Here is a 20,714-nt window from a genome sequence, read left to right on the forward strand (position 1 = left end):
GAAACGCCGCCTTCCGGGCGGCGTTTTTCATTTCGGGATGCAGGATTAGCCGATGCGATCGCCGCTTGCCGGATCGAACAGATGGAGCGATGCCGGATCAGCCGATAGGCGCACGGCCTCACCCGGCTTCACGCTGGCCCGGCCCATGGCAAACACGCAGACCTGCTGGCCGGCAAGCCCGGCATAGAACTGGGTGGACAGGCCGAGCGGCTCCACGACACCCACCTCGCCCTTCAGCGCGCCATTGTCGGCGAGCCGGATATGCTCGGGCCGCAAGCCGACGGTGATCGCATCGCCATCCCTGAGCGGCATGCCGTCCGGCAGCCTCAGCTTCTGGCCGTCGGCCAGGATGGCATCCGGCTTGGCGCCCTTTTCAACCACGGCAGGCAGAAAATTCATGCCGGGCGAGCCGATGAACCCGGCGACGAACATGTTGACCGGCCGGTCGTACAGATCGAGCGGCACACCGACCTGCTGGACGAGGCCGTCATGCATGACGACGATGCGGTCGGCCATTGTCATCGCTTCGGTCTGGTCGTGGGTGACATAGACCGAAGTGGTCTTCAATTGCTGGTGCAGCGCCTTGATCTCGGCACGCATGTGAACGCGCAGCTTGGCATCGAGGTTCGAAAGCGGCTCGTCGAAGAGAAAGACCTTCGGGTCGCGCACGATGGCACGGCCCATGGCGACGCGCTGACGCTGGCCGCCAGACAATTGCCGCGGCAGGCGCTGCAGAAACGCACCGAGCCCGAGCCGCTTGGCGGCACTGTCCACCCTTACATCGATCGCCGGCTTGCCGGCCTTTCTCAGCATCAGGCTGAAACCCATGTTCTTCGACACGTCCATGTGCGGATAGAGCGCGTAGGACTGGAACACCATGGCAATGTCGCGGTCCTTTGGCGCAATGTCGTTGACCAGGCGCTCACCAATATGGATTTCGCCGTCGGAGACTTCCTCCAGCCCGGCGATCATACGCAGCAGTGTCGATTTCCCGCAGCCGGACGGGCCGACCAGAACGACGAACTCGCCGTCGGCGATTTCGAGATCGACCGCGTGCAGAACGCGCACGGCTCCATAGTCTTTGCGGACTTTGTCGAGTGTAACGGAGGCCATCGATCTATCCCTTGACGGCACCGGCGGTAAGGCCGGTGACGAGGTAGCGTTGCAGGAAGGCAAAGAAGACGCAGACCGGGATCAGCGCCAGGATGGAAGCAGCCATCATCTGTCCCCAGTCGACCGCGAATTTGCCGATATAGGTGAGCAGGCCGACCGCGAAGGTCTTCTGGTCGTCGCTGGAAATCAGCATCAGCGCAAACAGCAACTCGCTCCAGGCGGCGGTAAAGACGAAGCCGAGCGTCGCGCCCATGCCGGGTAGCGTCAGCGGCACGATCACCTTGCGCATCGCCTGCAGGCGCGTGCAGCCGTCGATCATGGCTGCCTCTTCCAGGTCTCGCGGGATGCCGTCGAAGAAAGATTGCATCAGGAAGGTCGCAAAGGCCGTATTGAACGCGGTGTAGATGATGACGAGGCCGGTCAGGCTGTTGATGAGGCCGATCTGTCCCATGATGCGGTAGATCGGCGGAATGACCATCACCAGCGGAAAAGTCTGGGTGAGCAAAAGCAGGATGGCCAGGGTCGCCTTGCCGCGGAAGGAAAATCGCGACATGGCGTAGCCGGCCAGCGTGGCAATGACCGTTACGAAGGCTGCCGTCGACACCGAAACGATAACGCTGTTCAGGAAATAGCGCGGAAAATCGGTGGCTTCGAGCACGGTGACGAAGTTCTGCAGCGTCGTTTGCGACGGCCAGAAAGTGATGCCTTCGGAATAGAGCAGCCGCTCCGGCGTGACCGAGATCTTCAACGTCCAGAAGATCGGGAACAGCGCGAAGGCCATATAGGCGGCGATGGCGCCGTAAAGGCCGATGCCGCCGAGAATGCGCGAGGAGACGGAGCGTCCGGCAATCATCAGACGTGCCTCACCAGCGAGCGGCGGATGCCTATCAGCGCAATCGCATAGACGATGAGCAGCACAAGCAGCAGCACCGCCACCGCCGAGGCATAGCCCTTATCCAGTGACTTGAACGCGCTGACATAGATATAGACCGGCACCGTGGCGGTCGAACCGGCAGGCCCGCCTTCGGTCATGACGAAGATCAGGTCGGCGAATGTGGCGATCCATATCGTGCGCAGCATGACGGTAATGACGATGGTCGGCGCCAGGAACGGCAGCGTCACCTTGGTGAAGCGCTGCCACGGCGAGGCGCCGTCGATCGCCGCCGCCTCATGCAGTTCTGACGGGATCGACTTCAACGCCGCCAAAAGCGTGACGGCAAAAAAGGGAATGCCGAACCAGACATTGGCGACGATCGGCCCCCACATGGCTGTCGAGGGATCGGAGAGCACGTTGGTTGGCTCGGCTTTCAGCCCCAAGGCGTAGAGCCAATGCGGCAGCGGCCCGATGATCGGGTTGAACAGCCAGGCCCAGGTCAGGCCCGAGAGGAAGGACGGTACCGCCCAAGGCAGGAACACCACGGCCTGCACGATCTTTCTGCCCCGGAACGGCGTATCGAGCAGCAGCGCCAGGCCAAGTCCAAGGAAAAATTGGAAGAACAGGCTGGCTGCCGTCCACCATAGCGTGTTGACGAGCGCCTGCCCGAGCACAGGATCCGACAGCATCGCCTGATACTGCCCAAGCCCGACATATTCGGATTTGAAAGCGGAGAATTTGCGGAACGAGTAGCCGACACCGATAACCAGCGGCACCAGGAGCACGACGACCAGCAGCGCGATCGCCGGGCTGAGATAGAGCCAAGGCTCGATCGCGGCATGGGATAGCCGCTTCTTTCGCGGCCTGCCGGCGGATCGGATTTCGGACACGGCATAGGTCATTGGTACTTGATCGTCTCCTGGGTAAGCACGGGCTGGCGACAGCGCCTTCCCCGTTTACGGGGAGATGCCGGTCCACCCTCCGCAGCTGCAGCGCAGCTGCTGCGGAGGACGGGCAGGCAGATGAGAAGCAGCGCGAGCCAAGTCGGGTTGGCGCCGCCCCTCATCCGTCACGTCGTGACACCCCCTCCCCGTGAACGGGGAGAAGGAACAAAAGCTATTTCTTGTTCTTGGCCAGCCAGTCCTGCTGTTCCTTGGTCAGGAACTTGGCCCATTCGTCGGCCACGTCCTTGGCCGCCTTCTGGCCAAGAAGCACTTCCTGAAAATTCTTGATCGCCACCTGGTCTACGAAATTGCCAAGGTTTTCCAGATGCGTCGGAGGCGTCACCATCTCGTATTTGTCGCCGTTGTTCAGTTCCTCGAACCAGCCTTTGAACTGCTCGGTCCTGAAGTGGGCGTCCTGGTCGGCGCCGTTGTGGATTGGAATGACACCGACTTCCTTTGCCCATTCCAGATTGTCCTTGGGCGACAACAGCGTCGCCATCAGCTTCCAGGCATCGTCCTTGTGCTGGGAATTGGCGAACATCGCCCAGCCGGCATAACCGAGCGTCGGATAGGATTTGCCGCTCGGCCCGACCGGCATCGGTGCCACGGCGAAGTCGTCGGCGCTCATCTTGTCGGCGATGCCGAGCAGCGCGTCGGGATCCTGGTTCAGCATGGCGCAGGTGCCGCTGTAGAAGCCGGTGACGGTCTCGTTAAAACCCCAGCTCACCGCATCTTTCGGCGCCAGGCCGTTCTTGTACATGTCGGCGAGCATCTGCAGGCCCTTGACCGAGCCTTCCTCGTTGATGGTCGAGGTGCCGTCCTCGTTGAAATAGCCGCCCTTGCCGGCTGCGATGTTCATGAACATATGCATGCCGTTGAAGGCGCCCGGGCCGCCGCGCAGGCAGTAGCCGTATTTGCCCGGTATCGCCGAGATTTTTTTGGAGTCCTCGACGAATTCATCGAGCGTCGCCGGCGGACCGTCCAGACCGGCCTCCTTGAACAGCTTCTTGTTCCAGAACAGCGCGTTCAGGTAATAGCCGTAAGGGATCATGTACTGCTTGTTATCGACCGTCGAGCCGAACTGCTTGGCACGCTCGCCCAGCGTTTTGGCATCGTCCCATTTGGCCATGTATGGCCCGAGATCCTCGAGCTGGCCGTTGGTCGCATAGAGACCCATCCAGCGTTCCGGCATCTCGACGATGTCGGGCGTGTCGCCGGCCTGCACCATGGTGAGGAACTTCTCGAACGCCTGGCCCCAGGGCAGCGATACCAGCTCGACCTTGACACCCGGATTGGCCGCCTCGAATTCGGCGATCTGCTTCTTGAGGAATTCGGTACGCGGCGGGCTGGTGATGACCTCGACCATCTTGACCGTGGAATCGGCCAGCACGCTGCCAGCGGAAATCGCCAGACCCGCGACGGCACCAAGAAGGATGCTCAGTTTTTTCATGTTCAGCACTCCCATTTTGAACGGCTCCTTTATCTTTTTGCTCTGTCGAAGGCCCGGGCAACATCCGCCCACAGGTCTTCGACACTTTCCAATCCGACACTGAAGCGGATGGTTCGTGGGCTGACGCCGAAGCGCGCCATCGAATTCAGGCCCGGCGTCTGCTCGAGCGAGGCCTTTGCCGGAACGACCAGGCTCTCATGGCCGCCCCAGCTGACGCCGATGCGAAAGAGTTTCAGCGCATCGACGAAAGCCGGGATGTCGACGTCTTCCGTCACTTCGAACGAGAACAGCCCGGCATAGCCGGCAAGCGTCGCCTTGCCTGGATGGTTGGAATAGGCCGGGTGGTTGACCCGCTCGACATGGTCATGCGCTTTCAGCCGTTCGGCGATGGTCAGCCCGCTCTTCATGTGATGCGGCAACCGCAGCGGCAATGTGCGCAGGCCACGCAGCAACAGCCAGGCCTCGAAAGGCGAAAGTTTGCCGCCGAGATAGGAATAGGTCTGCTCGTTGATATGTCGGATATGGGGGGCCGAACCGGCCACCACACCGGCGACGGTGTCGCTGTGGCCGCCGAGATATTTCGAGGCCGAATGCAGCACCAGATCGACACCGTGCGAAATCGGCTTCTGGAACACCGGCGTAGCCCAGGAATTGTCGATCGAGGTGATGATGCCCTGCTCTTTGGCCAGCCGCGCCAGGTGGGTTATGTCCTGGAGTTCGAACATCATCGACGTCGGGCTTTCCAGGTAGAGCAGCTTGGCGCCGGGAAGTGCTGCCGCGACCGCGTCCGGATCGGAACCGTCGACATAGTCGACCTTGATGTTGAGCCGTGGCAAAAGCCGTTCGAACAGCCGGTAGGCATCGCCGTAGCAATTGCGCACGACAACCATGCGCTCACCGGCACCGACGAAAGCAAGCACCGTGGCGCTGATCGCCGCCATGCCGCTGGAAAAGCCGCGCGCGGCCTCCGCGCCTTCGAGAGCGGCGACACGCGCCTCGAACTCCATGACCGTCGGGTTGTCGCCGCGCGAATAGATCGGCTGACGTCGCCTGCCGGCGAATGTGTCGGCCATCTCGGCATAGTCGGCGAAGGTGAAGAGCGAAGTCTGGTAGATCGGCGGGACCACCGCGCCGCCGGGGAAAGGCTCGTCATGGGCGAGAAGCGTCGCTGCCTCGGCGAGATAGTCGTTTTCGAAACCGGCGGGATGATCGCTCATTTCTGGCCTGAAAGTTCGAGTTTGGCCGCGCCGCGCTTCAGATCGTCCTCGACGGTGGCGATCAGCTTGAGCGCCTCGGCCCGGGCCCCCTCCGGATCGTGCGCGGCGATGCGTTCGTAGATGGTGCGGTGGTAAGGAAAGCTGGCGTGGCCGAAATCACGCACGCCGAGCGGATGCTCCCAGAAACGATGGAACAGTTCGTGCATGGCGGCGATGATCTGCTCGAACAGCGGATTGCCGGAACTGCGGTAGATCGACTGGTGGAATTCCCAGTCCTCCTCCGCCGACATCCCGGCGCGGGTGTGGAAGGCCTGCTCCATAATGTCGAGCTTGCGCCCGATCTCGACGAGATCTGCCTGGCCCGCGCGGACGGCGCACAGGGCGGCGGCTTCCGCTTCCAGTGCCCGGCGGATTTCCAGCGTCTGCATCAGGCTGGTGAAATCATTGCCGCCGGCCAGCGTCAGCGGCATGTGCAGCATGTCCAGCGAGACCACTCCCTTGAGATAGGTGCCGCTGCCTTGCCGCCGTTCGACCAGGCCGAGCCCTTCCCAGCGCGTCAGCGCCTCGCGCACGGTGTTGCGGCTCACCTTGAGGCGCTCGGCAAGGATGCGTTCGGTCGGCAGTCTCTGGCCGGGCCCGAGAGCTTCCCGCATCACAAAGCCGGCCAGCGCCTTGAGCACCGCGTCGTCGCGAGCAGTTGCCTGTATGGGGGAAAGGCCGAATTCGGTCATGCCAACGGGTCACCAAATGGCTCAATGGTCCAACCAATTTCTGCATAGAAGACAGGCCCTGTCAACCGACTGCGGGCGCATACGCTCTGCCTAGCCGGCTATTTCAAAAGGCGCTGTCGCTGCCGCAACAAAAACCAAGCGTTTTCCGGGTCTTGGCGTAGAATCCTGATGTGTTTTGAAAATTGGGGGCCGGCCGGCGTTTGGCAGCGGTACGAGGAGGCCACTATGTGCCAGCGCCGGCCGGCCGACCCCACGGACCCAGGAGATGCGGCGGACCTGAGCATCATGGGGTATTCTTCCGGTCGAACCGGCGATCTAGCCTCGTGCCGGTTACGTCTAAGGGCTGCACATTTGCGCAACAACTTATGGAAATCAACCGTTTCTTAACCAAGCCTCGCAAATCGCTTGGATTAAGGTAAATTCGTAACCTTGTCGCGTTGACCCGGCAATTGGTGTTCGGTGCTAAGCCGCCTTGGCGACGACGCGATTGCGGCCGCCGCTCTTGGCTTCGTAGAGCGCGAGGTCGGCGCGTTTCATCAGCGCGGAGACCGTGTCTACCCCCTTCAGCACCGACGACACGCCGACGCTGACGGTGACTTCAACGGCCTTGCCTTCGGTGCCGACGGCAAACGGCAGCTGGGCGATTTCGGCGCGAATGCGCTCGGCGACCTTTTCGGCTACCGCGCCGTCGGTGTCCGGCATCACCACGACGAACTCCTCACCGCCGAAGCGGCAGGCTAGATCGATGCCGCGCACATTCTTGCGCAGCCGCCGCGCGAATTCGCGCAGCACGTCGTCGCCGCCGTCATGGCCATGCGCGTCGTTGATGCTCTTGAAGCGGTCCAGATCGGTGATCATCACCGACAGCGGCCGGCGCCGTGCCACGGCGCGGTCGAACAGCGTCTGCAGATGGCTGTCGAGATAGCGGCGGTTGTGCAGGCCGGTCAGGGCATCGGTCACCGCCATCTCGATGGTCTGGGTGACGCTGGCGCGAAGCTGGTCGTTGTAGCGCTTGCGGCGCACCTGCGTGCGCAGCCGCGCGGTCAGCTCCTGCTGGTCGATCGGCCGCATCAGATAATCGTTGATGCCGAGTTCGAGCCCGCGGATGATACGCCCCTCCTCGCCCTCGTCCGCCAGAAGGATGATCGGCAGGAAACGGGTGCGATCGAGCGAGCGCAATTGCGAGCAGAGCCTCAGCGGGTCGAAATCGGCGAAGGCTGTCGAGATCATCACGCATTCATACGGCTGCTCGGCGGCCTGGAAGAAGCCTGCATGCGGATCGTTGGCGACGTCGAGATCGGCACTGCCGCGCAGCATCTTCTGGATGCGCTCGAACGAGGATTTGCGCTCGTCGACCAGCAGCACCTTCGGCACCGCATCGTCGGTAGCGAAGTTGCGGCTCAAAAGCTCCTCGATGCCGATATTGCGTGTCGTCGAGGCGCGCAGCCGCAGCTCGTCGGTCAGCGATTTCAGCCTGACCAGGCTCTTGACGCGCGTCATCAACTGCAGATCGTTGACCGGCTTGGTCAAAAAATCGTCGGCGCCGGCCTCGAGGCCGCGCACCCGGTCCGAAACCTGGTCGAGCGCGGTGATCATCACGACAGGGATGTGCGATGTCGCCGGGTCGCCCTTCAGCCGCCGGCAGACCTCGAACCCGTCCATGTCGGGCATCATCACGTCGAGCAGCACGACGTCGACCTTGCCGTTCTCGCAGATCTCGATCGCGTCCGGCCCGTTGGTGGCGGTCAGGACCTCGAAATATTCGGCGAGCAGCCGAACCTCCAGCAGCCTGACATTTGCTGGGATGTCGTCGACGACGAGGATCCGCGCGGTCATTTCACAAAGCTCCGGCTCGGCTGGAAAGATACATCAGGCATCGCCCAGGTAGGATTTGATGGTTTCGATGAAACGCGGCACCGAGATCGGCTTGGAGATATATGCCTCGCAGCCGCCCTGGCGAATGCGCTCCTCGTCCCCCTTCATCGCGAAGGCGGTGACGGCGATGACCGGGATGACGTGGAGATCATCGTCCTCCTTCAGCCATTTGGTGACCTCGAGGCCCGACACTTCCGGCAGCTGGATGTCCATCAGGATGAGGTCCGGCCTGTGCTGCCGCGCCAGATCCAGCGCTTCCAGGCCGTTGCGTGTGCGCACCGTCTCGTAGCCGCTCGCTTCGATGAGGTCGCGAAAGAGCTTCATGTTGAGCTCGTTGTCTTCGACGATCATAACCTTCTTTGGCATCGATTTCCCGTCCCGGCTGGCCTTCCACTCGAAGGGTGCCGTCATGCGCCCCTTGTCGGCACGCACCAAACCTGTTCCCACTATACGGCAATATGATTGACGAAACGGAAACCGGCCGCCCTAAAAGCGTTCGGATTCCAGGTCGGCGAGCTTGCTGCCGGCGACACTTGCCACTACTGCGAAAACAGAACGATTCCGCCCATGAAGGAAGGTAGCAATGGCAAACGCAGCGTCAATGCGCGAGGAAGCGGAAACGGTTGCCGTAAAGGCGTTGGGCTTCGTCGCCGCCGATCCGGAACTTCTGCCCCGCTTCCTGGCGATCACCGGCATCGAAGCCCATTCCATCCGCCGGGCGGCGGGCGAGCCGGGATTCCTGGCCGGCGTGCTGCAGTTCATCCTTGCCCACGAGCCGACGCTGATGCGTTTTTCCGAGGAGACCGGAACGCCGCCCGCCGCAGTCGGCAAGGCATTGCGGGCGCTGCCGCTCGGCGACGACAATCATGAGCATTCGATATAAGCGGCGATCCCGAGACTGCGGGCAGATCGAAGAACCTGCCGCCGGCGATGGGCCGCTGCTGGTGCTTTATGGCGTTGCCTCTTCCCCACTGTTGTCCGTCCCAACGGGGTCGGCCGGCTTCAGCATGGCGCCGTTGACCGTCACCGAACCGTCGGCTTTGGTGTTGATCACCCATTCAAGCCGGCCGTCCGGCAGCGTCTTGCCAAACCCTTTGATCGCCAGCGCGCCGGTAAAATACTGCGCGGCCGCCGGATCGGTTTTTGCCGCGGTCTGCAGACTCTCGACAATTCTGTCGTAGCCGGTGACGTCGAGGGTTACATTTGCCACGGGCTTCGCCCCTGGAAACATCATCTCGCCTTCCAGCGCGATCTCGATGCCGCCGTTTTTCACCGTGCTGTGTCCGATGACGAATTTCGGCGTCTTGGCCATGAAATCGGCCTTGATCTGATCGCCAAAGTCGGCCGGCAGCGGCGGATTCTTATTCAGATCAAAGGCTTCGATCGTTTTCTTAGTCACGCTGTCGAGATCGATGTTGGCGCCGCCGAAATTCAGGTCGATTTCGGTGGGCAGCAGCGCGGCACTCCAGGCGGGCACCACGTTTCGAGGGATCGTCAGCCCTGCCGCTGTGATCGAATAATTAATCGTCCCATTCTGCGCGATGCCGTCGCTCCCGAAGCTCGTGCCCAGTTCCGTCGCGCCGAAATACCCGACGGGGCTTTCCACCGCTAGATCCTTGAACCCGTAGGTTCCGTCGATCCGCTCCCATAGTGGCAATGCGGCGAGCAAGAGCGATTTGAGTTGCGCCTGGTTGGCTTTGAGTGTGGCCTCGTCCTCATTAGCCACCGCAAATGCCAAAAGGTCGAGGAGCGGCTTTGTCTTCAGTCCTTTTCCTGTTGCATTCACCGAAAGTGCGGGAGACTTGACCGTGTACGAAAATTTGAGTGCGTGCTTAGGATCGTCAAATCTGACAGCCTCGGCAAAGTCAGCCATCGTCTGCGAATAAGTAAAATCAATCCCGCCATTCGCGGATTTGGTCGCATTCATGCTGCCAGCCCCGGCACCGATCGTTGCTTCCACGCTCTGCATGGGATTTCGCGAAATCATCGTCATGCCTGCCGTAGAACCAGCAGCGCTCGAGAATGCGGCTAGGCCAGGATCATAAACGCCAGAGAACTTGTTGTTCGCGATTGAAATGCTGAAGTGCTGCGGAATTTGGGGGCCAGCCAGGTCAAACGATCCCTTCGGCGAAGTGTCCAGCGAGACGTCCCACAAACGGTCTTTGCGCGGCTTAGCCAGCAGAACGTAGGGGGTGAAGTCGAACCTGAAGGAGGGCTGCTGCTTAGCAAGCAAGTCGACGACAGGTTTGAAGTCGACGGCGATCTTGTAGGCACCGCCTTCAACCGAAACCTTCATCATTCCGATATCGACCGCCTTTTTGCCGACATAGCGAGACAAATCTTGGGACAGCTGCTTCGCGCCCTGCTCATCAACGGTTTGGCCGAAGGCAGGCGCGCTGAGCGCGAGAACAAAGACGACTGGCAGGACACGGTTCACGCTTGTTCTCCGTTGGGCCATGGGAATTTTCTGCCCTTTCTCATTTCGTAGGGAATTACTATCACAACCGCAAGGCGAGCCGGACGGATCGATGTCGACCGCGGCATTGCCTAAAGCACCAGCCGCATCAGCGGTCGGCCTGGCTTACGTTCGACCAACCGCTGGAACCCGGCCTTTTCGAAGACCCGCGACGAGCCGACGAACAGCCCGATCGAGCGCGAATCCTTCGATAGATCGATCGGGCAGGCTTCGATCAGCCGCGCTCCGTTCTGGCGGGCGAACTCGATGCCGCCTTGGACCAGGCGGTGCGACAGGCCCTTGCCGCGTGCTTTGGTGCGGATGAAGAAGCAGGAGATCGCCCAGACGCCCGGATCGCTGGCGTCGGCGGGGTCGATCGGCGCCGACCCCCTGCCCTGGTTGTTCCATTCGGGCACGTCGGCACGCGGGCCGATCTGCATCCAGCCGACCGCCTGGCCACCCTCGAAGGCCAACAGGCCGGGCGGCGGCCCGGCCTCGATCCGCGCCTTGATGTGGTCCTTGTTGCGCTCCCGGTTGCTCGCGCGGCGCGCTGCGGGCGACAGCCGGAAATGTGTGCACCAGCAGCCGTAGCAGGCGCCTTGCCTACCGAAAAGATCTTCGAAATCCGCCCAAAGCTCGGGCACCAGCGGCGCTATGGTCGTATTCATGAGCTCTCTCCCGGCCCACCGCCTTGTCGTGGCGTCCGTCCTGACGTACCATTGCATTTGTTCTCTTTATGTTCGCAGCGATGGCGGCCCCTGTCAACAATCCCGAACACGGTTTTTGCCGCGACTGCCTGAGTTTTCAGCGCAGCGAGGCAGGCCGTTGCGAGCGCTGCGGCAGTCCACGGCTCGCCCGCCATCCGGAGCTCTACCGGCTGCGCCTTGCCCATATCGATTGCGACGCGTTCTACGCGGCGGTCGAAAAGCGCGACAACCCGGCGTTGAAGGACCGGCCATTGATCATCGGCGGCGGCAAGCGCGGCGTCGTCTCCACCGCATGCTACATTGCCCGCATCCACGGCGTGCGCTCGGCAATGCCGATGTTCAAGGCGCTCGAAGCCTGCCCGGAAGCGGTGGTCCTGCCGCCGGACATGGAAAAATACGTGCGCGTCGGCCGCGAGGTGCGCGCCATGATGCAGGCGCTGACGCCGCTGGTCGAGCCGCTCTCGATCGACGAGGCCTTTCTCGACCTCGCCGGCACCGAGCACCTGCATGGCCTGCCGCCTGCGGTGGTGCTGGCGCGCTTCGCACTCGGCGTGGAAAAGGAGATCGGCATCACCGTTTCGGCCGGCCTTTCCTACTGCAAGTTCCTGGCCAAGGTGGCGTCGGACTTCCGCAAGCCGCGCGGCTTTTCGGTGATCGGCGAGGCCGAGGCTATCGGCTTCCTGGCCGAGCAGCCGGTGACGCTGATCTGGGGGGTCGGCAAGGCCTTTGCCGCCACGCTCGAGCGCGACGGCATCCGCACCATCGGCCAGTTGCAGCGCATGGAACGTGGCGATCTGATGCGCCGCTACGGCGTCATGGGCGACCGGCTCTACCGGCTTTCGCGCGGCGAGGACGACCGTCGCGTCGTTCCCGACCAGGACGCGAAAAGTGTGTCGGCAGAAACCACTTTCGATACCGACATCGCCTCCGTCGACGAACTGGTTTCGGTGCTGAGGGCGCTGTCGGAAAAAGTCTCGGCCCGGCTGAAGAAATCCGGCATTGCCGGACGCACCGTCGTCCTCAAGCTGAAGACCCAGGATTTCAAGATCCGCACGCGCAATCGCCAGCTCGGCGATCCGACCCGGCTGGCCGACCGCATCTTTCAGACCGGGCTCGAGCTGCTGCGCAAGGAAGCGGATGGCACGAAATACCGGCTGCTCGGCATTGGCGTCAGCGATCTCTCCGACGATGACCGGGCGGACCCGCCCGACCTGGTCGACGTCCAGTCACGCAAGCGCGCCATGGCCGAAGGCGCCATCGACACGCTGCGCGGCAAGTTCGGCCGCAGGGCGGTGGAAACCGGCTATACCTTCGGCAAGGGCCGCGATGCCCATCCGCCCGAACCGGTCGAGGAGTGAGCCCGTCAGGTGCGCCGCAGATCGATCCTGCTGGTCACCACCCTTTTTCCAGTTTTCGGATCGGTATCGATAACGGTCAGCCGCATGCCGTCCTCGCCGGTTTTCTCAACAGTCATTTGCGCCCTGCGATCGCCATTGACCTCCTTGGCCCAACGGATGCCGAGATTGATTGCGTTGCCGGAGCGGCTGCCGCTCAATTGCGCCGGCCCGGTGCGCGATCCGACATAGGTGCCGGTGTATTTCGTCCCGCTCGATTTGAGATCGGCGCTGATGGCGCGCGTTACCACGATAAGACCGCGGCAGCTGCCGTCGAGCGATAGCGAGCTCGACGTTGCGTCGGAATTGAAATGACAGGAGACATTCACCGTCGGCGCATCGGTGGTCACCTTGACGATGCCTTTGCCGGCGAAATTCCCCTGGAATGAGCGAAGAAAATCCGGATCGTCGGCATGCGCTGCGCCGGCCCCGGCCGTCAGGCAGCCGGCAAGTACAAATCGTGCGAATGATTTCATCGGACCGCTCCTCGTTGGTATCCAAAACACAGAACGCAAGCAGTGACAGACCAACGCTTCCCTCAGTCGCGAGTTCCGGCTTCAACATCACTGCGTGAAGCGCTGCACGGCTGGCCCAGCCGAATGCGTCGGCTAGCGGTTGCGATGAGCGCTCCGGCTTGCGACATAGCCGCATGGCACCCGCACCCTCGATCCCCAAGGCCGCGTTCTGGATGGCGCTGTCGATCGCCTCGTTCCTGGCGATGTCGGTGGCTGGCCGCGCCACGACGGCCGAACTAAACGTCTTCCAGGTGCTCGAGCTGCGCTCGGTGATCGGCTTTTTCATCCTGTTGCCGCTGGTCATGATGTCAGGCGGTTTTGCGGCGATGCGCACCGGACGCCCGCTGGCTCATATCGCCCGCAACGTCGTCCACTATACCGGCCAGGCTGCCTGGCTCTACGCCCTGACGCTGATCCCGCTTGCGGTACTGATCTCGATCGAATTCACGACGCCGATCTGGACTGCTTTGCTGGCCGTCGGTTTCCTCGGCGAAAGGCTCTCCCGGCCACGGCTCGCAGCGATCGTGCTCGGGCTGATCGGCGTTGTGATCATCGTGCGTCCGGGCGTCGGCGCGGTCAATCCGGGACATGTAATCGTGCTGGGAGCCGCGGTCTGCTTCGGCGTCTCGGTGGTCCTCGTCAAGTCGCTGACGCGGACGGACAGCGTCGTGCGCATCATCTTCTGGATGCTGATCATCCAGTCGCTGCTTGGCCTGGTCCCGGCGCTTTACGAATGGCAAAACCCGCCGCTTGAGCTCTGGCCGTGGATCCTGCTCATCGCCTTCACCGGCATGTCGTCGCATTTCTGCATGGCCCGCGCACTTGTCTATGCCGATGCGACGGTCATCTCGCCAATGGACTTTTTGCGCGTGCCGCTGTCGGCGGTGATCGGATGGCTGCTCTATCACGAGCAGATCGACGCCTTCACCGCCGGTGGCGCCCTGCTGATCCTCATGGGAAATCTGCTCAACCTGCAGCGGAGAGCACCGCAACCGGCGGAGATCGCCGCTTCATAAGCGTGCGCTAACTCTTAGACCAGTTCCACCTCGACCACGCCCGGCACCGCCCGCATCGCCGACGCGATCTGAGGCGATACGCGGTAGCGGTTGGGCAACTCGATCTCGACCTCGCCCTCGCCGCCTTCCTTGATGACGATGATGCTCACCTGACTGTCGCCACGCTGGCCAAGCTGCGATTGGATTGTCGATGCCGGTGCGTCATTTCTGACGAAGATGCGCAACGCTTTCTGGATACGGCTTGCCTCTTCCTCCAACGACTGCACGGTCTGGATGCGCAGATTGACGCCTTCAGGCCTGTCCTCGGCCGAAACGGTGATCACCACCGAGCGGCCGGGTTCGAGCAAGTCGCGGTATTGCGCCAGCCCCTCGGAAAACAGCACCGCTTCATACTGGCCGGACGTGTCGGAGAATTGCACGACGCCCATCTTGTTGCCGGTGCGCGTCTTGCGCTCCTGCTTGGTGGTCACCGTGCCGGCGAGCCGGCCGGCGGCAGCACCGCGTTTGACGGCGGCCGAAAACTCGCCCCAGGTCTGCACCCGCATTTTCTGCAGCGCCGCCTTGTATTCGTCGAGCGGATGCGCCGAGAGATAGAACCCGACCACCTGGAATTCACGGTGCAGGCGGTCGGCGGCGAGCCAGGGATCGGTCGCCGGCAAGTTGAGCGCCTGCGACTGTGCGCCGAGCGAGGCGCCAAAGATGTCATGCTGGCCGGTGACGGCATTCTGCTGCGCCAGCGACGCCAGCCCCATCATCCGCTCGACGCCGGCCATCATCGCCGCACGGTCATGACCGAAGCAGTCGAGCGCGCCGGCCATGATCAGGCTTTCGAAGACGCGCTTGCCGACGATCTTCGGATCGACCCTATCACAGAAATCGGCGAGGCTCTTGAAGGGTTTTTCGCCGCGCGTAGCGACGATGTGCTCGACCGCCGCGTCGCCGACGCCCTTGAGCGCGGCCAGCGAATAGAAGATGCGGTTCTCGCCGACCTCGAAATCCCGGAACGACGTCATGACCGACGGCGCCACCACCTCGATGCCGAGGCGCAGCGCATCCTGGCGGAAATCGGCGAGCTTGTCCGTATTGCCCATGTCGAGCGTCATCGATGCCGCCAGGAATTCGACAGGGTAATGCGCCTTCAGATAGGCGGTCTGGTAGGAGACGACGGCATAGGCGGCGGCATGCGATTTGTTGAAACCGTAGTCGGCAAACTTTGCCAGCAGGTCGAAGATGAAGTCGGCTTGCGGCTTGCCGACGCCGCGCTCGACCGCGCCCGAAACAAAGCGCTCGCGCTGCTTGTCCATCTCGGCGCGGATCTTCTTGCCCATGGCGCGGCGCAGCAGATCGGCTTCGCCCAGCGAATAGCCGGAGAGCTCCTGCGCGATCTGCATCACCTGTTCCTGGTAGACGATGACGCCTTGCGTCTCCTTGACGAGATGGTCGATCTTCGGGTGGATCGACGCCATCTCCTCCTCGCCGTGCTTTCTGGCGTTGTAGGTCGGTATGTTCTCCATCGGCCCCGGCCGGTAGAGCGCGACCAGCGCGATAATGTCCTCGATACAGTCGGGCCGCATGCCGATCAGCGCCTTGCGCATGCCGGCACTTTCCACCTGGAACACGCCGACCACCTCGCCGCGCGACAGCATGGCGTAGGTTTCGGGGTCGTCGAGCGGAATGTGGGCAAGATCGATCTCGATGCCGCGGCGGCGGATCAGCTTGACGGCCCTGTCCAGCACCGTCAGCGTCTTCAGGCCAAGGAAGTCGAATTTCACCAGCCCGGCCTGCTCGACATATTTCATGTTGAACTGCGTGACCGGCATGTCCGAGCGCGGATCGCGGTACATCGGCACCAGCTCCGACAGCGGCCGGTCGCCGATGACGATGCCGGCGGCGTGCGTCGAGGCGTGCCGATAAAGACCTTCCAGTTTCTGCGCCGTATCGAGCAGCGTCTGCACGATCGGCTCACGCTCCGCCTCTTCGGCAAAGCGCGGCTCGTTGGCGATGGCGTCGGCGAGCTTGACCGGATTGGCCGGGTTCGACGGCACCATCTTGCTCAGCTTGTCGACCTGCCCGTAAGGCATCTGCAGCACGCGGCCGACGTCGCGCAGCACCGCGCGCGCCTGCAGCGTGCCGAAGGTGATGATCTGGCCAACCTGGTCGCGGCCGTATTTCCGTTGGACGTAGCGGATGACTTCCTCGCGCCGGTCCTGGCAGAAGTCGATGTCGAAGTCGGGCATCGACACGCGGTCGGGATTGAGGAAGCGCTCGAACAGCAACGAAAAACGCAGTGGGTCGATGTCGGTGATGGTCGTGGCATAGGCGACCAGCGAGCCGGCGCCCGAACCGCGGCCCGGGCCGACCGGAATCCCTTGTGCCTTGGCCCATTTGATGAAGTCGGCAACGATCAGGAAATAGCCCGGATATTTCATCTTCTCGATGACGCCGAGCTCGAAATCCAGCCTTTCGCGATATTGCTCGACGGTATAGCCGGGCGTCGGCCCGTGCGCCGCCAGCCGCGCCTCTAGCCCTTCATGCGCCTGCCTGGCAAGCTCCTGCGCCTCCGCCTTGACCGCAGCATCGGCGTCGGCGACATCGCGGCCGGCAAAGCGCGGCAGAATCGGATTGCGGGTCTTCGGGTAATACGAGCAGCGCAGCGCGATCTCGACGGTGTTGTCGATTGCTTCCGGCAGGTCGGCGAACAGCCTCGCCATATCGGCCTGGCTTCTCAGGAAGTGGTCGGGCGACAGGCGGCGGCGATTGTCGGCCGCAACCACGGAACCTTCGGCGATGGCGATCAGGGCGTCATGCGCCTCATAGTCTTCACGAGAGAAGAAAAACGCCTCGTTGGTGGCAACCAGCGGCAGATCGTGGCGGTAGGCGAGATCGACCGACGACTGCTCGATGGCGCGGTCGTAGCTCGACACGCGCTCAAGCTCGACATAGAGCCGGTCGCCGAACAGGCTCTTGAGCGCCGAGAGCCGGGTCTCGGCGAGTTCGCGGCGATCCTGTTTCAAGGCAGTGCCGATCGGACCGCGCGGCCCGCCCGTAAGGCAGATCAGACCGTCGGAATGGCCCTGCAGCATCTCGCTCGTCAGATGCACCGCTTCGCCGGGCGGTGTCTCGAGGTAGACGCGGCTGACCAGCCTGACCAGATTGCCGTAGCCGGCCTCGGTTGCGGCGATCAGGACGACCGGCCGCATCTCCGGTCCTTGCCGCCTGCGGTCGCGCTGGCTGTCGCTCGCCTCGCCGGAAAAGGCGAGGTCGATCTGGCAGCCGATGATCGGCTGGATGCCGTCCTTTGCCGCCTTCTGGGCGAATTCCAGCGCGCCGAACAGATTGTTGGTGTCGGTGACGGCGATTGCCGGGCATTCGTCCTGCACCGCATGGCCGACGATCTTGCCGAGCTGCAAGGCACCTTCGAGCAGCGAATAGGCCGAATGCACGCGCAGATGAATGAACCGACGCGCCGCCGCCTCCGCCCGCGACGCCTTTGCATAGGCCTCGCGCAGCAAGGGATCGCGTGGAAGTCTCTCATCCGCCATGGTTTTTTCGCGCCGCCTCACAAGGACTCAGTCGATGAAGATGTATTGTCCGGCACCGGGTAACACGAGTCCAGCGGTGGTGATTGGAGCTTTGGAAGTTTAGAGCAACCACCGAAGCTGCCAATCTCCCCCTCGTGGGGGAGATGTCCGGCAGGACAGAGAGGGCGCTGTCCCGCCGACGTCAGGCTGCAAATAAAAACCCGCCACTGCGGGCGGGTCGCTGGAGCCAATTAGCACCATGCGCAAATTAATAGCATAGCTGCCGGCACAAAGCAAGAACAAAATACGTTGTGACGGCAAAAAAGTGCGAATTCCTCACGGCCTCGCCTTGTCCCTCCTCCACTGAGCGTGCCCAACCAATTGCAAGGTCGCGTTCCTTCGCGCCCCCCTCTGTCCTGCCGGACATCTCCCCCACGAGGGGGGAGATTGGCCATCATCTCGGCTTTCGCCAATTTCCAACGTTGCAGGAGCGAGCGAGGCGCCGAGGCTGCCAATCTCCCCCCTGGAGGGGGAGATGTCCGGCAGGACAGAGGGGGGCGCTGTCCCGCCAACTTCTGACGGGCGTCGAGGGCGGGGGTTTCGGCCTCACGCGAATTCCATGATCACCGCATCGACGGCAAGGCTGTCGCCTGGCCTGGCGTTGAGCTTCGAGACGATGAGATCGCGCTCGGCGCGCAGCACGTTTTCCATCTTCATCGCCTCGACCACGGCCAGCGTCTCGCCGGCCTTGACCTCCTGCCCCTCGGCAACGGCGATCGAGACGACGAGGCCGGGCATCGGGCAGAGCAGCATCTTGGAGGTGTCCGGCGCCACTTTTTCCGGCATCAGCCGTTCGAGCTCGGCGGTGCGCGGCAGCATGGCGCGGACTGTCACCGACATGCCTTTCCAGGCGACGCGGAACCCGTTCAGCACCGGCCTGACCTGCGCCGCAACCTTGCGGCCGCCGACCGCGCCGCGCCAGATGAGATCGCCCGGCCGCCAGTCGGAGGTCACCGTCAGCGGTTTGCCGCCGTCGATTGTGAGGTCGAGCTCCATCGGAATGGAAATCATGCCTTCGACGATGGCAACCGAAAGATAATCCCGGCCGATCTTCACCACCCAATCGCGTTTCAAGGCGCCCGAATGCGGCGCCAGCCGCCCGCCCAGCCGGTCGAGCCGGTCGCGGCGCAGCAGTTCGATCGCGGTTGCGATCGCGGCCAACACCGCGTTTTCTTCGCTGTTCGGCACAATGGGCGCGAAGCCGTCGGGATATTCCTCGGCGATGAACGCCGTCGATAGCCGCCCTTCCCGCCAGCGCGGATGCTGCATCAGCGCCGCCAGGAACGGTATGTTGTGCTCGATGCCGTCGACGACGAAACTGTCCAGCGCTTCCGACATCGCGTCGATCGCCGCCAGCCGTGTCGGCGCCCAGGTGCACAGCTTGGCGACCATCGGGTCGTAGAACATCGAGATTTCCGAGCCTTCGGTAACGCCGGTATCGTTGCGGATGACGATTTCGCCGAATTTTCCCTCTTCCGGCGGCCGGTATTTCGTCAGCCTGCCGATCGACGGCAGAAAGTTGCGATACGGATCTTCGGCATAGAGGCGGCTTTCCACCGCCCAGCCGTTCAGCTTGACGTCGCTCTGCTTGATGGCGAGCTTTTCGCCGGCCGCCACGCGGATCATCTGCTCGACCAGGTCGATGCCGGTGACGAGCTCCGTCACCGGATGCTCGACCTGCAGCCGCGTGTTCATTTCCAGGAAATAGAAGTTTTTGTCGCTGTCGACGATGAACTCGACCGTGCCGGCGCTCTGGTAGTCGACGGCCTTGGCCAGCGCCACCGACTGCTCGCCCATGGCTTTGCGGGTCTTTGCGTCGAGGAACGGCGACGGCGCCTCCTCCACGACCTTCTGGTTGCGGCGCTGGATCGAGCATTCGCGCTCGCCGAGATAGAGCGTGTTGCCATGCGCGTCGGCGAGCACCTGGATTTCGATATGGCGCGGATCGACGATGAATTTTTCGATGAAGACGCGGTCATCGCCGAACGAGCTTTTGGCCTCCGACCGCGCCCGGTCGAAGCCGTCGCGCACCTCTGCCTTGCTCCAGGCGATGCGCATGCCCTTGCCGCCGCCGCCGGCCGAAGCCTTGATCATCACGGGATAGCCGATTTCGCCGGCTATTCTTTCGGCATGGGCGGCGCTTTCGACGACGCCGAGCCAGCCGGGCACCGTCGACACCTTGGCCGCGTTGGCGAACTTCTTCGATTCGATCTTGTCGCCCATCGCCTTGATGGCCTTGGGCTTCGGGCCGATGAAGACGATGCCTTCCTGCTCCAGCGCTTCGCAGAAGGATGCCTGCTCGGACAGGAAACCGTAGCCGGGATGCACGGCCTCTGCTCCTGTCGCCTTGCAGGCGGCGATGATCTTTTCCGCGACCAGATAACTTTGCGCAGCCGGCGAAGGCCCGATATGCACCGCCTCGTCGGCCATTTCGACATGCACGGCGTCGCGGTCGGCGTCGGAATAGACCGCAACGGTGGCGATGCCCATCTTGCGCGCCGTCTTGATCACGCGGCAGGCGATCTCGCCACGGTTGGCGACCAGGATCTTTGTGAACATGCAGGCCTCGTCCCTCGGCTGCCCTTCTTTTACGGGCTTCCCGTTTTATGGGCTTCAGGGGGCCGGTCAAGGCAAAGTCGGAGCCTATCCCGCATGCAAATCGGCGGGCGCTGACGAAAATCCGGGGGCAGAACGTCGCTTCGTGCATAGCGCAGAGCTGAATGGTAAGTTAAATCTAACCTGGATTGCAGACTGCCTTGGGAGGATTGCCTGATGAAAACGCGCGCCGCTGTCGCCGTCGCCGCCGGAAAGCCGCTGGAGATCATGGAGGTCGACCTCGAAG

Annotated in this window: 16 protein-coding genes; 3 read left to right on the forward strand and 13 right to left on the reverse strand. The window is 62.7% G+C overall.

Annotated elements, in window-relative coordinates; genetic code table 11:
* Positions 1-45: 45 nt before the first annotated feature.
* The 8 genes from NKI58_RS29440 to NKI58_RS29475 form a co-directional block, all read right to left on the reverse strand.
* A complete protein-coding gene (locus tag NKI58_RS29440; protein ID WP_352786510.1) occupies positions 46-1,113 on the reverse strand; it encodes an ABC transporter ATP-binding protein in 1,068 nt (355 codons plus the stop codon).
* A 4-nt stretch (positions 1,114-1,117) separates the two neighbouring features.
* Positions 1,118-1,966: a carbohydrate ABC transporter permease gene (locus NKI58_RS29445; RefSeq protein WP_352455646.1), complete on the reverse strand. Its 849-nt coding sequence runs from the start codon at positions 1,964-1,966 to the stop codon at positions 1,118-1,120.
* Positions 1,966-2,889, reverse strand: coding sequence for a carbohydrate ABC transporter permease (locus NKI58_RS29450; RefSeq protein ID WP_352455645.1), 924 nt, complete (start codon positions 2,887-2,889; stop codon positions 1,966-1,968). Before NKI58_RS29450 ends, NKI58_RS29445 begins: the two co-directional genes overlap by 1 nt.
* Before the next feature lie 214 nt (positions 2,890-3,103).
* Positions 3,104-4,381, reverse strand: a complete 1,278-nt coding sequence (locus NKI58_RS29455; RefSeq protein WP_031212851.1) for an ABC transporter substrate-binding protein — start codon at positions 4,379-4,381, stop codon at positions 3,104-3,106.
* A 29-nt stretch (positions 4,382-4,410) separates the two neighbouring features.
* A complete protein-coding gene (locus NKI58_RS29460; RefSeq protein ID WP_352786509.1) occupies positions 4,411-5,598 on the reverse strand; it encodes a PLP-dependent transferase in 1,188 nt (395 codons plus the stop codon).
* Complete coding sequence (locus tag NKI58_RS29465; RefSeq protein ID WP_023679986.1) at positions 5,595-6,329, reverse strand: FadR/GntR family transcriptional regulator; 735 nt, start codon at positions 6,327-6,329, stop codon at positions 5,595-5,597. The genes NKI58_RS29460 and NKI58_RS29465 overlap by 4 nt, the downstream gene beginning before the upstream one ends.
* A 462-nt stretch (positions 6,330-6,791) precedes the next feature.
* Positions 6,792-8,165: a PleD family two-component system response regulator gene (locus tag NKI58_RS29470; protein WP_352692320.1), complete on the reverse strand. Its 1,374-nt coding sequence runs from the start codon at positions 8,163-8,165 to the stop codon at positions 6,792-6,794.
* A gap of 33 nt (positions 8,166-8,198) precedes the next feature.
* A complete protein-coding gene (locus NKI58_RS29475; RefSeq protein WP_348625950.1) occupies positions 8,199-8,615 on the reverse strand; it encodes a response regulator in 417 nt (138 codons plus the stop codon).
* Positions 8,616-8,787: 172 nt separating this feature from the next.
* Between NKI58_RS29475 and NKI58_RS29480 the strand changes: the two genes are divergently transcribed.
* Positions 8,788-9,087: a DUF3572 domain-containing protein gene (locus NKI58_RS29480; protein WP_352455643.1), complete on the forward strand. Its 300-nt coding sequence runs from the start codon at positions 8,788-8,790 to the stop codon at positions 9,085-9,087.
* A gap of 66 nt (positions 9,088-9,153) precedes the next feature.
* Here the strand turns inward: NKI58_RS29480 and NKI58_RS29485 are convergent, their stop codons facing one another.
* Entirely contained in the window at positions 9,154-10,641 is a 1,488-nt protein-coding gene (locus NKI58_RS29485) for a hypothetical protein (RefSeq protein WP_352786508.1), read from the reverse strand.
* 110 nt (positions 10,642-10,751) lie between these two features.
* Positions 10,752-11,327: a GNAT family N-acetyltransferase gene (locus NKI58_RS29490; RefSeq protein WP_023679991.1), complete on the reverse strand. Its 576-nt coding sequence runs from the start codon at positions 11,325-11,327 to the stop codon at positions 10,752-10,754.
* Positions 11,328-11,395: 68 nt separating this feature from the next.
* Between NKI58_RS29490 and NKI58_RS29495 the strand changes: the two genes are divergently transcribed.
* Positions 11,396-12,724 (forward strand): DNA polymerase IV, encoded by a 1,329-nt coding sequence (locus NKI58_RS29495; protein WP_352854109.1) that lies wholly within the window; start codon positions 11,396-11,398, stop codon positions 12,722-12,724.
* A 5-nt stretch (positions 12,725-12,729) separates the two neighbouring features.
* Here the strand turns inward: NKI58_RS29495 and NKI58_RS29500 are convergent, their stop codons facing one another.
* Complete coding sequence (locus NKI58_RS29500; protein ID WP_352594501.1) at positions 12,730-13,236, reverse strand: hypothetical protein; 507 nt, start codon at positions 13,234-13,236, stop codon at positions 12,730-12,732.
* A 173-nt stretch (positions 13,237-13,409) separates the two neighbouring features.
* Between NKI58_RS29500 and NKI58_RS29505 the strand changes: the two genes are divergently transcribed.
* Entirely contained in the window at positions 13,410-14,291 is an 882-nt protein-coding gene (locus NKI58_RS29505) for a DMT family transporter (protein ID WP_023679994.1), read from the forward strand.
* Positions 14,292-14,305: 14 nt separating this feature from the next.
* On the opposite strand, the gene dnaE is transcribed toward NKI58_RS29505, so the two are convergent.
* On the reverse strand, positions 14,306-17,833 hold the full coding sequence (gene dnaE, locus NKI58_RS29510) for a DNA polymerase III subunit alpha (RefSeq protein WP_036239474.1): 3,528 nt from the start codon (positions 17,831-17,833) through the stop codon (positions 14,306-14,308).
* 585 nt (positions 17,834-18,418) lie between these two features.
* Positions 18,419-20,431: an acetyl-CoA carboxylase biotin carboxylase subunit gene (locus NKI58_RS29515; protein ID WP_352786507.1), complete on the reverse strand. Its 2,013-nt coding sequence runs from the start codon at positions 20,429-20,431 to the stop codon at positions 18,419-18,421.
* Positions 20,432-20,714: the final 283 nt, after the last annotated feature.

The sequence above is a fragment of the Mesorhizobium sp. M0522 genome (assembly GCF_040321085.1).
Taxonomy (GTDB): Bacteria; Pseudomonadota; Alphaproteobacteria; order Rhizobiales; family Rhizobiaceae; genus Mesorhizobium.

Excerpts from the sequence above, each read along its gene's own strand:
- NKI58_RS29470 (WP_352692320.1), bottom strand. The coding sequence starts at position 8,165 with ATGACCGCGCGGATCCTCGTCGTCGACGACATCCCAGCAAATGTCAGG.
- NKI58_RS29515 (WP_352786507.1), bottom strand. The coding sequence starts at position 20,431 with ATGTTCACAAAGATCCTGGTCGCCAACCGTGGCGAGATCGCCTGCCGC.
- NKI58_RS29505 (WP_023679994.1), top strand. The coding sequence starts at position 13,410 with ATGGCACCCGCACCCTCGATCCCCAAGGCCGCGTTCTGGATGGCGCTG.
- NKI58_RS29480 (WP_352455643.1), top strand. The coding sequence starts at position 8,788 with ATGGCAAACGCAGCGTCAATGCGCGAGGAAGCGGAAACGGTTGCCGTA.
- NKI58_RS29445 (WP_352455646.1), bottom strand. The coding sequence starts at position 1,966 with ATGATTGCCGGACGCTCCGTCTCCTCGCGCATTCTCGGCGGCATCGGC.
- NKI58_RS29465 (WP_023679986.1), bottom strand. The coding sequence starts at position 6,329 with ATGACCGAATTCGGCCTTTCCCCCATACAGGCAACTGCTCGCGACGAC.
- NKI58_RS29490 (WP_023679991.1), bottom strand. The coding sequence starts at position 11,327 with ATGAATACGACCATAGCGCCGCTGGTGCCCGAGCTTTGGGCGGATTTC.
- NKI58_RS29440 (WP_352786510.1), bottom strand. The coding sequence starts at position 1,113 with ATGGCCTCCGTTACACTCGACAAAGTCCGCAAAGACTATGGAGCCGTG.
- NKI58_RS29455 (WP_031212851.1), bottom strand. The coding sequence starts at position 4,381 with ATGAAAAAACTGAGCATCCTTCTTGGTGCCGTCGCGGGTCTGGCGATT.
- dnaE (WP_036239474.1), bottom strand. The coding sequence starts at position 17,833 with ATGGCGGATGAGAGACTTCCACGCGATCCCTTGCTGCGCGAGGCCTAT.
- NKI58_RS29475 (WP_348625950.1), bottom strand. The coding sequence starts at position 8,615 with ATGACGGCACCCTTCGAGTGGAAGGCCAGCCGGGACGGGAAATCGATG.
- NKI58_RS29495 (WP_352854109.1), top strand. The coding sequence starts at position 11,396 with ATGTTCGCAGCGATGGCGGCCCCTGTCAACAATCCCGAACACGGTTTT.
- NKI58_RS29500 (WP_352594501.1), bottom strand. The coding sequence starts at position 13,236 with ATGAAATCATTCGCACGATTTGTACTTGCCGGCTGCCTGACGGCCGGG.
- NKI58_RS29450 (WP_352455645.1), bottom strand. The coding sequence starts at position 2,889 with ATGACCTATGCCGTGTCCGAAATCCGATCCGCCGGCAGGCCGCGAAAG.
- NKI58_RS29460 (WP_352786509.1), bottom strand. The coding sequence starts at position 5,598 with ATGAGCGATCATCCCGCCGGTTTCGAAAACGACTATCTCGCCGAGGCA.